Annotated in this window: 11 protein-coding genes and 1 pseudogene; 8 read left to right on the forward strand and 4 right to left on the reverse strand. The window is 46.2% G+C overall.

What is annotated here, in order from left to right:
- The 3 genes and pseudogenes from L5M28_RS20535 to L5M28_RS20545 all read left to right on the forward strand — a co-directional run.
- Positions 1-237: pseudogene (locus tag L5M28_RS20535) on the forward strand (IS4 family transposase); the annotation flags it as partial.
- 288 nt (positions 238-525) lie between these two features.
- Positions 526-1,902, forward strand: a complete 1,377-nt coding sequence (gene dbpA / locus L5M28_RS20540; RefSeq protein WP_011847678.1) for an ATP-dependent RNA helicase DbpA — start codon at positions 526-528, stop codon at positions 1,900-1,902.
- 288 nt (positions 1,903-2,190) lie between these two features.
- Complete coding sequence (locus L5M28_RS20545; protein WP_263204289.1) at positions 2,191-3,264, forward strand: hypothetical protein; 1,074 nt, start codon at positions 2,191-2,193, stop codon at positions 3,262-3,264.
- Positions 3,265-3,454: 190 nt separating this feature from the next.
- On the opposite strand, the gene L5M28_RS20550 is transcribed toward L5M28_RS20545, so the two are convergent.
- Positions 3,455-4,999, reverse strand: coding sequence for a DEAD/DEAH box helicase (locus L5M28_RS20550; RefSeq protein ID WP_168822533.1), 1,545 nt, complete (start codon positions 4,997-4,999; stop codon positions 3,455-3,457).
- Positions 5,000-5,631: 632 nt separating this feature from the next.
- Between L5M28_RS20550 and L5M28_RS20555 the strand changes: the two genes are divergently transcribed.
- Positions 5,632-6,678 (forward strand): DUF3626 domain-containing protein, encoded by a 1,047-nt coding sequence (locus L5M28_RS20555; RefSeq protein ID WP_263204290.1) that lies wholly within the window; start codon positions 5,632-5,634, stop codon positions 6,676-6,678.
- A gap of 137 nt (positions 6,679-6,815) precedes the next feature.
- Here L5M28_RS20555 and L5M28_RS20560 read toward each other — a convergent pair whose 3' ends face one another.
- Entirely contained in the window at positions 6,816-7,334 is a 519-nt protein-coding gene (locus tag L5M28_RS20560) for a type II secretion system protein (protein WP_113939039.1), read from the reverse strand.
- Between the two features lie 279 nt (positions 7,335-7,613).
- Here L5M28_RS20560 and cydD point away from each other — a divergent pair, with 279 nt between their 5' ends.
- The 3 genes from cydD to cyaB all read left to right on the forward strand — a co-directional run bounded on the left by cydD (position 7,614) and on the right by cyaB (position 11,989).
- Entirely contained in the window at positions 7,614-9,563 is a 1,950-nt protein-coding gene (gene cydD, locus L5M28_RS20565) for a heme ABC transporter permease/ATP-binding protein CydD (protein ID WP_263204291.1), read from the forward strand.
- Positions 9,560-11,311 (forward strand): heme ABC transporter ATP-binding protein/permease CydC, encoded by a 1,752-nt coding sequence (gene cydC / locus L5M28_RS20570; protein WP_263204292.1) that lies wholly within the window; start codon positions 9,560-9,562, stop codon positions 11,309-11,311. The genes cydD and cydC overlap by 4 nt, the downstream gene beginning before the upstream one ends.
- A gap of 90 nt (positions 11,312-11,401) precedes the next feature.
- On the forward strand, positions 11,402-11,989 hold the full coding sequence (cyaB, locus tag L5M28_RS20575; RefSeq protein ID WP_263204293.1) for a class IV adenylate cyclase: 588 nt from the start codon (positions 11,402-11,404) through the stop codon (positions 11,987-11,989).
- 319 nt (positions 11,990-12,308) lie between these two features.
- Here cyaB and L5M28_RS20580 read toward each other — a convergent pair whose 3' ends face one another.
- Both L5M28_RS20580 and L5M28_RS20585 read right to left on the reverse strand, forming a co-directional pair.
- A complete protein-coding gene (locus tag L5M28_RS20580) occupies positions 12,309-12,485 on the reverse strand; it encodes a helix-turn-helix domain-containing protein (protein ID WP_006082937.1) in 177 nt (58 codons plus the stop codon).
- A 92-nt stretch (positions 12,486-12,577) separates the two neighbouring features.
- On the reverse strand, positions 12,578-13,321 hold the full coding sequence (locus L5M28_RS20585) for a DUF599 domain-containing protein (protein ID WP_263178639.1): 744 nt from the start codon (positions 13,319-13,321) through the stop codon (positions 12,578-12,580).
- Positions 13,322-13,669: 348 nt separating this feature from the next.
- Between L5M28_RS20585 and L5M28_RS20590 the strand changes: the two genes are divergently transcribed.
- A complete protein-coding gene (locus tag L5M28_RS20590) occupies positions 13,670-15,223 on the forward strand; it encodes an OmpA family protein (RefSeq protein ID WP_263204294.1) in 1,554 nt (517 codons plus the stop codon).
- Positions 15,224-15,241 lie beyond the last annotated feature (18 nt).

Raw genomic sequence — 15,241 nt, forward strand, 5'->3', positions numbered from 1 at the left:
AGCCTGTTAAGCCCATTGGCCTGGAAGTTGTTATGGCTAAAGACGGAAAAAAGCCAACCGCCCGAACAAGTCCCCAGTGTGCATTGGGCTTATCTAAGATTAGGAAAACTCGCGGGCTGGAATGACAGCAAACGAAGCGGAATTGTGGGCTGGGAAAGGTTATGGCAAGGATGGTTTAAACTGCAAACCATCCTTGAAGGTTACCAGCTAGCCTTGTCTCTTGAGCAAAAGATGTGATCAAGAGACAGGTATTCCTGCAGGGCTTTTTTGTTGCTGTTTACGCCTGCTATGTCTATTGCTTAAGGACTTGAGGCAAAAGCCGCGCTTTGTTGCTACAATAGCCGTGCTTTTGGGTTGAGCGAGCCTAGCGCTTAAATCTAAACTCAAGCTAGCCTAAAACTAACCTGAATCTTGATAGACCAGTTTAATCGATAAGTAACGCAATTTCAGTAACCTAGCAGCCGCTTCGTTACCCACCACAGGATATTCACCTTGAGCAACTCTGATACTAAGCCTAATCCATCAATGGCTTTTTCGACTCTTAAGCTAAAACCCGAACTGCTTGAGAACCTTTCTTCTATGGGCTACAACGAGATGACGCCAATTCAGGCGCAAAGTTTGCCACCCATTTTAGCGGGGCAGGATGTGATAGGTCAGGGTAAAACTGGCTCGGGTAAAACGGCCGCCTTTGGCTTAGGGTTACTGAACAAGTTAGACGTTAAACGCTTTCGCATTCAAACCTTAGTGTTATGCCCAACCCGCGAGTTGGCCGACCAAGTGGCACAGGAAATCCGTACCCTTGCCCGTGGTATTCATAACGTTAAAGTACTGACACTTTGCGGCGGTGTGCCTATGGGGCCACAGGTTGGTTCGCTGGAACACGGCGCGCACATTATTGTGGGTACGCCGGGTCGTATCGTCGATCACTTAGATCGCAATCGCTTAGATTTAAGCAATCTCAACATGTTAGTGCTCGATGAAGCCGATCGCATGTTAGAAATGGGCTTCCAACCCGCTCTAGATGCGATTATCGAACAAGCGCCACGTGAGCGTCAGACGCTGCTATTCAGCGCGACGTTCCCTGAGCAAATTCAATCAATTGCCAAGCAAATCATGTATGACCCAAGCATGGTTAAAGTTGAAGGTAATCACGATAGCTTAAGCATAGCCCAACATTTTTATCACTTAGATGATGACAAGGCGCGTATGCAAGCGCTGCAATTATTGTTGTTAGAACATAAGCCTGAAAGCGCTGTGGTGTTTTGTAACACAAAACGCGAAACCCAAAAAGTGGCCGATGAGCTTGAAGGTTTAGGCTTTAGCGTATTGGCTTTGCACGGCGATTTAGAGCAAAGAGATAGGGACGAAACCCTGCTGCAATTTGCTAATAAGAGTGCCTGTGTATTAGTGGCGACCGACGTTGCCGCCCGTGGTTTAGATATCGATGCGCTGGATGCCGTGTTCAACTATCACGTCGCCTATGACACCGAAGTGCATATTCACCGTATCGGTCGTACTGGCCGCGCGGGCAGTAAAGGCGCCGCTTATACCTTCTATAACGACCAAGACGGTTACAAAATTGCCTTGTTAGAAGAGTATTTAGAGCGCGAAATCACCAGCGAATCACTACCATCAGAAAGTCTGCTCGGCAACACGCCTGCAGCCCCAACCATGATCACTTTGCAGATCGATGGCGGTAAGAAGGAGAAACTGCGTCCAGGAGATATCTTAGGCGCGCTGACAGGCGAAAACGGTATCGAAGGCTCACAGGTGGGTAAAATCCAAGTGACCGATTACCGCGCCTATGTGGCCGTTAATCGTAAGGTTGCCAAGAAAGCACTGAACAAAATTACTGGCGGCCGCATTAAAGGAAAATCTTACCGCGCTTGGCCAATGAAGTAAGTTTGGCCTAGCTTGAGTTGAATCGTACCTCGATTTAATTCGCTCTATTTTTAAAGGGAATAAACTCAGGTTTATTCCCTTTTTTGTTGAGTTTTATTACCGCCGTTACTGTGCCTTTTGTCCACGTCACCGCTAATCTTATTGGGCGATTAAGTAACACTTTGTATTTGTCTGCTTAATTGATATGCCCCTCAGCTTGCCTGTGTTAGAAGTGATTCTGAGTAAAAAATAAATGAGCGGATTAACGGCTTTGTCAGGTGATAAGGCGTGCATCGGTTTGGAGTATTTATGTTTCGATGGACTATTTTACTAAGCATCTTTTTGAGCGCAGCGAGCGTTGCATCAATTCTGCCAGAGCCGCAACCGGAGTCTAAGTCAGAGCCGCAACCGTTACAGCACTTCATCTACATTAACCATCGTGAGGCTAACGGAGAAAACATTCGTGCCGACAAGGCGTTGCGCGATCCCCGTTTTGGCGGTGCGCAGATTGTTTATACTTGGCGCAGTTTAGAGCCTAAGCAGGGCGAATATGATTTCAGTGCGATTAGGGCCGATATTGCGTATCTCGATTCGATAGGCAAAAAATTGTGGATCCAGCTGCAAGAGAAATCCTTTACGCCCAGAGTCAATGTGCCGCGTTATTTGCTCGATGATCCTATTTATCAAGGCGGTGTGTTGAAGCAAAGCATGTTGAGTGCACCAGAGCGTGATCCCAATAAACCGATGACGGATGATGAGTATGGCTGGTCAGCCAAAATGTGGGAGCCCTCAGTGCGTGCACATTATCAACAATTGGTGCGTCAGCTTGGCCAAGAGTTTGATGGGAAAATTGCGGGCATTAACTTCAGTGAAAGCTCAATTGATGTGGGGACTGAAAACGCCGATGGAACGACCACCTTTCCCAGTGATTTTAATCCTAAAGCCTATATCGATGCGATTGGCGAGAATATGCAGGTATTAGCTGAGTCATTTCAGCATTCAACCGCTATGGTGTATTTGAACTTTTTGCCAGATGAATGGCTGCCATGGAATGACAAAGGCTATATGCGAGGCTTATTTGCGCAAGCCAAATCGCTCAACATGGGTGTGGGTGGCCCAGATTTGATGCCTTACCGTAAAAGTCATATGGCACAAAGTTATGCCTTTCTTAAAGATTACCCAGCGACACTGGTGAAAGGTATGGCGGTGCAAGACGGTAATTTGCGGCAGATTAATCCTAAAACGGGTAAAAAGAATACTGTGCCTGAGCTGTTGGATTTTGCGCAAAACTACCTAGGCTTAGACTACATTTTTTGGGTTGAAGATGAACCCTATTTTACGGATGAAGTCCTGCAGCAGTTGCCAGATACAAAGGCGAATTAACTTAGGTTGCCGTTTTAGGCTGTTTTTAAGGCAGTGATTGTTCAAAGCGTAGATAACGAGCTAAGCATCGATAAAGACAAACTAAGACAAACTAAGACAAACAAAAACGCCCAATTCCATACGGAGTTGGGCGTTTCTGTTTAGGACTTAATACGGCTAAATCGCTAAGCAAGTTCGCTTAGCTTTTGCATTAATCCTGTGAGTGTCTTGGACGACTCGCACCATTATTTGGGCGACGGGTGTTTTTCTTTGGGCCATTGGCGTAAGGATTCTCACCCGCTTGGCCACGATTTTCGCCAGCGCCTGAACGGCTTTCAGTTGGACGACTAGCGCCTGCGCTATTGGCTCGGCCATCGTTTGAACGTGGTGGACGAGGCTTGGCATCACTGCGGGGTGCGCTACTGGCTTCACCGCTGTGTCTTGGATTCTTGTCGTTTGGCTTGTGACCGCGCGCGACGTCACCGCTGCGTTGACCATCTTTATGCTCGGCGCTTCTTGGAGCACCATCGCGTGAGCTAGGTTGGTTTGAGCTGCGGGTATTTCTACGGCTTGGTACTGATTTACCGCTACTTTTTCCGCCGCCACCTAAACGTGATTCTGGCAATTCATGGTTAAAGCCTTCAACCATTTCACGGTCTAATACGCGATTGATCAAACGCTCGATATCGTTCAGCAGTTTGATTTCTTCGTTGCTCACCAGTGACACGGCTTGACCCGATGCGCCAGCGCGGCCAGTACGGCCGATACGATGCACATAATCTTCTGGCACGTTCGGTAAGTCGAAGTTAACCACTTGTGGTAATTGGTCTATGTCTAAACCGCGGGCAGCAATATCGGTTGCTACCAGTACGCGAGCTTGACCATTTTTAAAGTCGGCCAAGGCTTTAGTACGGGCGGTTTGGCTCTTGTTACCGTGGATAGCGGCGGCTTTGATACCTGCCTCTTCAAGGCTTTTCGCCAGACGGTTAGCACCATGTTTAGTGCGCGAGAATACCAACACTTGTTGCCAATCGTTTTGCTTGATGAGTTGGATCAAGAGTGCCGATTTTTGGCTCTTATCAACAGGGCAAACCCATTGTTTTACTGTGGTCGCTGCCGCGTTACGCGGCGTGACCGAAATTTCGACTGGATCATTGACTAGGCCTTTGGCCAGCTCACGAATTTCATCGGAGAAGGTGGCTGAGAACATCAGGTTTTGACGTTGCTTAGGTAAAATGGCCAAAATCTTACGGATATCGCGGATAAAGCCCATGTCTAACATGCGGTCGGCTTCATCTAACACTAAGATCTCAAGCTGGCTGAATTTCACCGCTTTTTGATTATATAGATCCATCAATCGACCGGGCGTCGCGACTAATACGTCGACACCGTGGCGCAATTTCGCGATTTGTGGATTGATGGGCACGCCACCAAATATCACCGCTGAGCGCAGTGGTAAATTCTTACCATAGGTTTCAACACTTTCTGCAACCTGAGCTGCCAATTCGCGTGTCGGAGTTAACACTAATGCGCGCACTTGGCCTGCTTGGGCTCGGTTACCTTTACTCAGGAGTTCGAGCATAGGTAGGGTGAAACCTGCTGTTTTACCTGTTCCTGTTTGGGCGGCCGCCATCACATCTTTGCCTTGAAGCACAGCGGGAATTGCTTGAGCTTGGATTGGCGAAGGTGTGTCGTAGCCTTGTTCGGCAACGGCTTTAAGTATCGGGGCCGATAAGCCCAGGGAGGTAAAACTCATAGATTGGTCTCTTGTGGCAACACTGTGCTGCATTTATGGTCAATAGCCAGGTCTGCTGGCGGGCGTGCAGCTTACAGGATCAGGGCTTTAAGTGCCATCTAATAAAGGTTTTTGGGCTGGGTTTCATTCATATTGGCACATAAATCGCTTGTCGGCGGCTTTCACTCGGCCTCGCTTATCTTTTAGGCGCAAGTTTAGATGGCAGAGTTTGAGGTTATGGAAGTTAATTGATTTCAAGGAACAAGATGACTATTAGGCCTATTTCATTATATCAATTGAAGTCATAGGCATTTTTTATCTAGAGTTAGAATGAGTTAGCGGTAGATCACGCTACAATAATGAGAGTGGTATAAACTAAAGTTGATTGGAGTAGAATTAATTAATGACGCAATTGGTTTCGCTATCTGTTCAGTTCGTGATTGATGTTATTCGCTGAATTTTTAACAATGAACCGAGCGAAAGAATTATTGAGTGTTTTCACGGTCACGTTTAACTGAGTCATTCATGTTTAACTTAGTCATTTAGATGGAGTGGCTTAAGAGCGGTTCTCTGCAGCTTGCGATTTATCTCACGTTTATTTTAGGATGAGGCATTGTGGGAACGGTTAAACGCCTCTCATTTATAGGTGGATTATGACAGCGATACAGCATATTGAACGCCTTGCACGAGGACGCAGTGAACAAGCCGTCGCTGTGATTAAAAATGTGCAGCAGATGTCAAATATCCCTATGCATGAGATGCAACTCGCGCTTAAACAATTGCTCAACTGTGGCCGAATTGCGCTGCATTTTCACCCCGATAGAATCGACAGCCGTGGTATGACTGTTGCCGAAGGTTTACTGCGCGATGGTCAATACCGTAGCCAGTTTGAGACGCATATTTCCAATGGTCAGTTGTCACCTGAGTTAGGTGGCCCACGGGATCATTGGGAAAATCAGCTTTTTGGGGATGTATACAAGGGCACTAAATCTCGGCCTAAATACGGTGCACTCGATCTGGGGATGTGGCAGGACGGTCCCGCCCCACGTTTTGGAAGCTGTTATTTTTTGACTCATACAAGTGCGATGGCGCGCTCAACCTTTAGTTATCTCGACTCGTATCGTAATCCGAAAGAGAAGGGCACGCTGTCATGTTTCGATGATATTTTAGCGGCGCTGCTGACTGAGAGTTTTGAGCGTCACTATGCCTTAGGCAAAACCGATTTTAAGCCGCTGAATGTGATCCATTACTTGGGGCATCAGCTCAATGCTTCCTTGCTGTCACGTTTCGAGCGGCCGCTATCGAATAATCTTGACCATTATATAGAGGCGCAGATCCATGGTGATGTTTCCCTCGATGAAGATATTGCCATGCTGGTGGCGGACCCCAGTTTTAAGGGGACTGATATTGGCGCAAGCTTAAGTAAAATTTGCGATAAATATGATATTGAGCTGCAATATCATGGTGGCTTTAGCCTGCATACGGCGCAGATCCCCAGTGATTTCCGTGGGCCAACTATGCCATCGCTGGCTAATCGGATTGCCATAGAAGACAGAGTTGATGCCCATGCCATAGGCGTGGCGGCGCGGGATTTATACCATTCTCCCCAGCATTGGCGTGAGCGCGGTAATCGTGCGCAAGTCGCCCATGAACTTAAGTTGCTCTGGCATGTGCTAGTGAAATACGGTGGAGTGCAATAAGCGCGAACTCTTTAAAAATGCTTAATTGTAAACGTAAGCATTAACAACTAAATGAGTTTAGGGCGTAAATAAAACAGCGAGATAACCTCAGGTTAACTCGCTGTTTTTTTCTATAGATATTTTATCGTTAAGGTCGCCTAGCAACCAGTGTCGACTTTTTTATAAGTGGGGACGCCCGTTGTCTCCCATTTATAGTCGATATAACAATTTGTCGCTTCGACTTGCGCTTCTGTGGGCGTGGCAAGGTTCAGTTTTTGCTTTGGTGTGGCGATAACTTCATAGGTGCCGTTGGTGGTGTAAATTCGGTAGGACCACTCATTCACATTTAGCCCTGCTGCTTTAAAAATTTCTGGCGGAGTCGTGTAAGCCGTACTTGGCGTTATACCGCTGGTACTGGCAGCCCAAGGCTGATAGTTTTCGCCACGGATTTCGTCGTAAACGACTCTATTCGTGGTGCCGCTGTTAGCAATTTCCGACTTTGCCTTGAATAAAGTGACGGCGGATTTCATCGAAGCCAGTGCACCTGAGAGCTGACTCTTATAGGCATCTGATTGTAAATTAATGAATTTAGGTGCAGCTACTACGGCTAATACGCCAAGAATAATAATAACCACAACGAGTTCAATCAGGGTGAAACCAGCATTTTTATTTGGCATAGATAGAGGACATTTAATACAAAGAGCTTCATGCTACCTAAGTTTTTAAAATCAGGCTAGTACTAGGTAAAGTTCCGTTAACTCCTAGATTTATTTATCTTTAGCTCGTTTTTGTGAGTCCGCTAGCAAAAGTCTGTGATAGGGTTTCATCTGTTGTAGATGCCTGCGATACTGCGTCCCTATCGGAACTTTTTAGCCGTTGCAAGCCCCTTAAACTGAATTGTTATCGATAGTCGATCCCCGCTACGAGTCGCTTAATTGTTTTCTTGTTGGAGCACCATGGATAAGTCGTTAGAAAAATCCCTTCTTGTTTGGCTTAAAGCCCAGAAAAAAGCCTGTGGCCTGTTCCTTAAATTGTCGTTATGGCTTGGGATGATAAGCGCCGTCGCTATGGTGGCGCAGGCTTATATTATCGCGACGATTCTGGATGGCGTGATCATAGGGCAAGTTATACCGCTAACTGACAATGCCCAAACGATCAGTTCCAGCGTGAATATTGATACCTATACACCTCATTTTGTTGCGCTAATTGCCTTGATGTTACTGCGTGCCTTGCTGGCTTATGGGCGTGAGCGCGCCAGTTTTGAGGCGGGTAAGCGTCTACGTGGCCATATTCGCGCGGCAGTGATGGATAAGTTGACTAAGCTAGGTCCTGCATTTATTAAAGGTAAACCCGCAGGGAGTTGGGCCAGCATAGTCTTAGAGCAAGTCGAAGATTTACAAGATTTTTATGCCAGATACCTTCCGCAAATCAGCCTTGCTGGTTTTATTCCCGTACTCATTTTCGCAGCGGTATTCCCGATTAACTGGGCGGCAGGCTTAATCCTGTTACTCACAGCGCCATTAATCCCTATGTTTATGATCTTAGTTGGCATGGGCGCTGCTGATGCTAATCGCAAGAACTTCAGTGCGCTTGCAAGATTGAGCGGCCATTTTATGGATAGATTAAAAGGCTTAAGCACGTTGAAACTTTTTCACCGTGGTGATGCCGAGCTTAAGGTGATCGCGAGTGCTTCAGAAGAGTTTCGTAGCCGCACTATGTCGGTGCTACGCATGGCATTTTTAAGCTCGGCAGTCTTAGAGTTTTTTGCCGCGGTATCGATTGCAGTATTGGCGGTTTACTTTGGTTTCAGTTATTTAGGCCATTTGGATTTTGGCTACTATGGTGCCCATGCCAATATTAGCTCGAGTATAGTGCCTGAGGTGGGCGGTATTCCTTTCAGCTTATTTACTGGGCTATTTATTCTGATTTTAGCTCCTGAGTTTTATCAACCGCTGCGCGACATGGGGACTCATTACCATGCCAAGGCGCAGGCTATAGGCGCGGCAGAAGCTTTGATTACCTTGCTCGAACATCCGGAACCTGAATTTGCCGGCCACGTCCGTATCAATAGCATAGAGACGCTGAGTGCCGACAATCTTGAGGTGTTCAGTGTTGATGGTACGCGTTTACTTGGCCCGCTGAGTTTTGAGTTAAAAGAGGGTGAACGCTTAGCTTTAGTTGGTCCGAGCGGAGCGGGTAAAACCAGTTTACTCAACGCCTTATTGGGATTTTTACCCTACAAGGGCCATTTGTTGATTAATGGCCATGAGTTATCCGCATTAGACTTAGCCCATTGGCGACAGCACTTAGCTTGGCTTGGACAGGAACCGCAGTTATTTCACGGCACAGTGCGGGATAACGTTGCCTTAGCCGACCCAACTCTGCCCGACAGTCAAATTTGGCACTTGCTGGCAGAGGCCAATATTAGCGAGTTCGTTAAGGCGCAGCCATTGGGTTTAGATGCCCCAGTCGGTGAACAATCCTCCGGTTTATCCGTTGGCCAAGCTCAACGTATTGCTTTAGCAAGGGCGCTTGGGCAGCAGGCGAGTTTGTTTGTCCTTGATGAACCCACAGCCAGTTTAGATAGCCAGAGTGAGCAGGCGGTGAGTTTTGCGCTGAATCGCGCCATGGCGGGTAAAATGTGCATTATGGTGACCCACAGATTAGATCAGTTAGATCAAATGGATACTATTCTTGTGCTTGATAAAGGCTTGATAGTACAGCGGGGCGACTTTACCACTTTGTCTGACACACACGGCTTATTCCAAACTTTACTGCGTGAAAATGTTGAGTCCGTGGCGGATATTGAACTTGTACCGTTATCGGCAAGCACAAGTGAGACGCAGCTTGATAGTGACGCTCCACTCGACATTGCCGCCGAGTCTACTAAAGGAGATGCCCAATGAAAGTGCTGATCCCCTTTATTCGATTGTTCTCGCGCCAGTGGCTAATGATGTCTGTAGGCTTGCTGCTGACCATTATTACTTTGATGGCTGGCATAGGTTTACTGTCACTTTCGGGCTGGTTTCTTTCCGCTACCGCGGTCGCGGGTTTGACAATAGTCACGGCGCAGTCCTTTAACTTTTTCACTCCCGCTGGCGGGGTACGTTTCTTATCAATTGCCCGAACCGCTAGTCGTTATGGCGAGCGTTTAGCGACCCATGAGGCGACCTTTAAGTTGCTGACTGAACTTCGTGTTTGGGCGTGGCGTAAACTCTTGCCGCTAAGTGCTAAAAATCTGCAAGGTCTGCGCCGTGGCGACATGCTCAATCGCTTAGTGGCCGATATCGATACCCTAGATCATCTTTACCTGCGACTGCTCACGCCTATGGCAGCATCCCTTCTGATGACGGGGCTCTTGTATCTGTTTCTTGCTTGGTTCGATGCCAAGCTGGCCCTCAGTCTTTGCCTATTTTTAGTCGCTGTTTGGCTGGTGATGCCACTGCTATTTTATCGCCTTGGACACGGTCCGAGCCGAACTATGCTCGAGACCAAGCGTCATTATCGGGTGCAATTATTGGATATGCTGCAAGGCCAAGCCGAGCTTAGCCTATTTGGCGCGAATGGCAGATTCAGGCAGAAACTGAATGATGCTGAAATTGCACTTTTTCGCAGCCAAAGCGCGATGGCCAATATCACTGCTCTCAGCCAAGCCATGTTGATCCTCTCCACGGGCTCAGCCTTGATCATGATGCTTTATTTAGCCGCTCAAGGTGTGGGTGATGCCGTGCCGCCGGGGCCCATGTTTGCACTTATGGTGTTTGCGACTATGGCCTGCGTTGAGATGATGATGCCGATCGCGGGCGCGTTTCAGCATTTGTCAGGCTGCGTATTGGCCGCAACGCGAATTAATGAAATCACCGAACAAAAGGCCGATATTCAATTTGCTGTCGATACTGGCCTGAGGGCAAAATCTGGCGCATTACAGATTGAAGATATCCACTTTGGTTATCGAGACGATCAAAACGTGCTGCAAGGTATGTCCCTTGAGATAAAAGCCGGGCAAAAAGTCGCGTTACTTGGGCCAACGGGTTGCGGTAAGTCGAGCTTATTGATGCTGATTACCCGAGAATGGCAAGCACAGCAAGGGCACATCAAGCTCGATGGTCATGCACTTTCAGAGTACAGCGAGCGCGGTCTTAGGGATGCGATTACTGTAATTAGTCAACGCATCTATTTGTTTGCGGGCACCTTGCGGGAAAATTTAGTATTAGCGCTACCTGTTATTGAAGGCGAGAAACGCACGGCCCACGACGCACGCTTGATTGATGTGTTACAGCGGGTCGGACTTGGCGCTTTACTCACGGGTGATAAACCGCTGGATATGTGGATAGGTGAAGGTGGACGTCAGCTTTCGGGCGGCGAGCAGCGCCGTATTGGTGTAGCAAGAGCACTGCTGCGTGATGCGCCGCTGCTATTGCTCGATGAACCAACCGAAGGGCTTGATAAGCGTACCGAGCGAGAAATTTTAAGTTTACTGTTTGATTTTGCAAAAGATAAAACCTTGCTGATGATTAGCCATCGTTTAACTGCTATGGCGAAGATGGATCACATTCATCTACTCGGTCAGGGTAAGATTATTGCCTCTGGCACTCACCAGAGCTTAATTGAAGACAGTGCAGAGTATCAGGCCTTGTACCAAAGACTCGCTTAAGGTTTTGGATTTAATCTTTTGGAATTAAGATGCTGGCGTTCAATATGATGAATAGCGATATTTTTACCCATTAAAAGCGGATATAAATCGATGAACCCTGCTATGCCAGAAGCGTTAGCCCCACAAATTAATGCCCATTTTAATGGTAAATTTGAGGTCGAGCTTAAATATCGCTTATTGGACCGCCATGCTTTTTTCGCTGCCTTGCAGATGAGAAATCCTGAGATCATGCTCGAAGATAATCTTGAGCATGACTGTTACTTTGATCTGCCATCACAATCACTTAAAGGCGAACACAAGAGTTTGTGTATCCGTGAGATGCAGCCATCGGGGATTATGTTGTGGATAGTGAAAGGGCCGGAAAAAGACCGCTGTGAAGCCGTTAATATCACAGAAGCGACCAAGGCAAAGAGTATGTTGCATACCTTAGGTTATGAGTGCGTACTAGAAATTAAAAAGCGCCGCAGTATCTATTTTCTCGGTGAATTTCATCTAACAATTGATCATATCGAAGGTTTAGGGGATTTTGCTGAACTCGCGATTATGACCAATGATGAAACCCTATTGCCTAAATATGAAGTGCAATTACAACAACTCGCCGCTGACTTAGGCCTAAGTGAAGTGCAGCGAGAGTGGTTATCCTATCGGCAGTTGCAGCAGGCTTTAAATAATAAGTAATGGATTGAATCTTTTGGATTAACAGCTTGAGACTTACATAGCTTAAAGTTTCATCGCTTAAGTTTAATGGCTTGCACCGCTAGATTTTGCCTAACCAATCCCTTGCAATACACCGGAATGGCTCAGTTCAAATCCCTTTGAGCGTCACTGTCCATATCGCATTCACAGTCTGTTTTAACTCGCTATCGACGACTTAAACTTAAGCAGCGTGCTCAAATTCGAGTATCACATTTCAATTCAAGCCACCTTTACAAATTCAAACGGCTTAAATACTGATGACTCAGTTTTATTTGCCATTAGTTACTTTACTTGATGCGTTTTAGCCTAAGCGTTGTGAAAAGGCGAGGTAGCGTTTAACTTCCGCTTCAGGGAATTTTAATTCGTCACCATCTTGAACACTTGAGAGTAAATTCTCCCGAGCGAAGCGTTTAATGGTCGCTGGTGTTTTATCTAGCATTTTGCACACTTCATCTAAGGTTAATAAGTTATCGCTCATGGCACTCTCCCAGTAATTTAATAGAAACATGACCCAAAGAGTATAGAACAATAATTCCAATCAAGATGACGCAGCGGCCTAAACCGCCAAGGCTATGATTCTATTTTGTGGTTGCGGGCGGTTTCCCGCACTTGGCTCTCTATTTGCAGATGGCCTTTTGCCGCTGTGATCGCCAGAACGGCACGGGACTTGAACTCGCGGCGATATAAGGTTGCGACCACAAATAAGCTGGCCGAGATAAAGAGTATCGGGTGTACAAACCAGCACAATACCGCCATTGAAAAGTAATAGGCGCGTAAACCATAGTTATAGGAGTGCGCCGCTTGATCTTGCACTGTCGCCATTTGTCTTGCATAGGCTTTGAGATTGTCATTTGAGCCATCGGTGTCCAGAGGACCCGCGCCTATCATCACGTTCACAAAACCGTATTGGCGCATTGACCAAGTAAACTGGAAGAAGGCCATCACAAAAATACTGACTAACAGCGCGAGTTTGACTTGCACCAGCGCATGATTCGGTGGCGTGGCGAAGGGAATCGTCGCAATAACACTTTCTAGTCGTTCAACTTGTGCAAATAAGGTCAGCACACCCGCGAGCACAAACAGCGTGGTCGATGCAAAAAAGGCAATATTGCGCTCAAGGTTGGCCAGTAGTGCCGCATCACCTACACGCACACCGCGGGTCATCACCTCAAGCATCCAGTAAATTCTATGCTTATGCAGACCACGGGCAATACAGTCTGTATCTCTCGCCTTGCTACGGGCAAAGGCGGTATAGCCAGCCCAAGAAACGATAAACCACACCAATGCAGAAATATCTAACAACGAAAATGTCATAGCCACCTTAGTAAAATGTAATATGGGGAGAAAGAGAGAGATTAGTCATGTGTAGATTATGAGGTCTATGAAAGATTTGGTGCAACTGAGAAACGATTCCCAGTAATGATTTTTTTGCATAGTGATTGTGACTTCACATTAGGATAAAACTGTTTTATGACAACTCCTGTGTCAGTCGCTTAAATATCTTCGATATAAAGTTGCTCACAAATTTCAGCCTTAATTAATATTTTGGTTACATCAGTATCAACTTTAGATTGACTTTTTAGGGCTAATTCCTTCTAATCCTTAACTTAATTTATTGCATCTAAAATTCAATTTTGAATTTTTAAAAAGTTAGGGATGACTATGAAGTCAAATTTGAAATCCATATCGCTCGCAGTTGCTGGCGTATTAGCGCTTAGCAGTTGTGCCATCACTCAATCTGTTGAAGATAATAAAGAAACTGTTATTGGTTGTGCTATTGGTACTGGTTTAGGTGTATTGATTGGGAATTATTTAGGTGGCAATGAAGGTATGCTTTATGGCGGTGCCGCTGGTGCTGCGATTGGTTGTACCGTTGGTTATGATTTTCAGCAAAAACGCGAAGCATTAGAACAGTTAGCGAAAACAGAAAATCTTGATATTCAATTTACTTCAATCAGCGCTTCAAAAGCATCAGATGAACAACAAAGTAGCTTACTGATCAGTTCAACCGAACAAACCATGTCGAAGGAAGATTCAGAAAAGTACGCTAATTATCAAGTTGTGGGTATGGCTGCGACAGTTTCGAGTAATAGTGAAGTGATGTTTGCTTCTGGAGCTTCAGAGGCGACGCCACAAGCTAAACAAAAATTTCAAAAACTCGCCGCTATCTATAAAGACTCTAAACAAAACATTTTGATTACAGGTCATACAGATGCCAGTGGTGCTGAATCGTTAAATCAAGAGCTTAGCGAAGCGAGAGCGCGTTATGTGGCAACCCTCTTTAATCAAGCTGGCATTCCGACTGAGCGATTATTCTTCCAAGGAGCAGGGGAGTCACAGCCTGTTGCAGCTAATAGTGATGACGCTGGCAAAGCAAAAAATCGTCGAGTAGAAATTATTGAAATTGACGGTAAACCGGATCAATTACTGGCCTATTCATACAAACAGAAGGCAAATTTGAGTTATTTATCCCGCCGATCGCAGGATAAAGTGGCAGCAGCCAAGCCTACGACTCAAGTGGAAAAGCAGCCTACAACTCAGCCAAATAAACCGAGCACTTCACCAGCTCAAATACAAATGACGGAGTCGGAAATCGTCAAGTTACTTGAGCCAGTGAAACTGCAAAAAGCCTTGGTAGATTTTGGCGGTAAGAAAATGCTCGACCCATCGACAAACTTTACCCAGTTAGTGGGTGCTAAAAAAGAGAGCGGTTTTGCATTATTTAGCAAGGCGTATGCATCTGAAGTCTCTAGCCTAAATTGCGCCGTTGAGGGACCGAGAGTCACGGGGGACGTGAAGAGTTTAGCCACAGGTGAGAGCTATAATCGTAAGGATTACAACACAGCAGATTATTTACCGGGTATGAATGGTACTGCTTGGGGTTATAAAGTGAATGGCCATTATATTGGTTTGACCCCTGTTGCTGTAATTAAGGACAGTGGCACGGCTGTTTCTGCGCCTAAAGTGAATATTTGGAAGAATTACAAAGGTTCAAGTAAAGATGATCCAAATTATCAGCTTACGAGCCATGTAGAGACTTATTATGGTGATAAAGGCTTGTTATATCGTATTTTTACAACGGACAAAGACTCTCCTGTGCGCTGTATGGATGTGGTGATGCCAATCGATCGTTCAGCGACCGCGATTGCTGGCAAGTTGTACTACGAGAAGAATAAAACGGTTTATGAAGCCGATTTTGAACCCAAATTGTTATAAGCAATGTGCTTAGGAGCG

The organism is Shewanella sp. SW32, from assembly GCF_025653365.1.
In the GTDB taxonomy this organism is placed as follows: Bacteria; Pseudomonadota; Gammaproteobacteria; order Enterobacterales; family Shewanellaceae; genus Shewanella; species Shewanella oncorhynchi.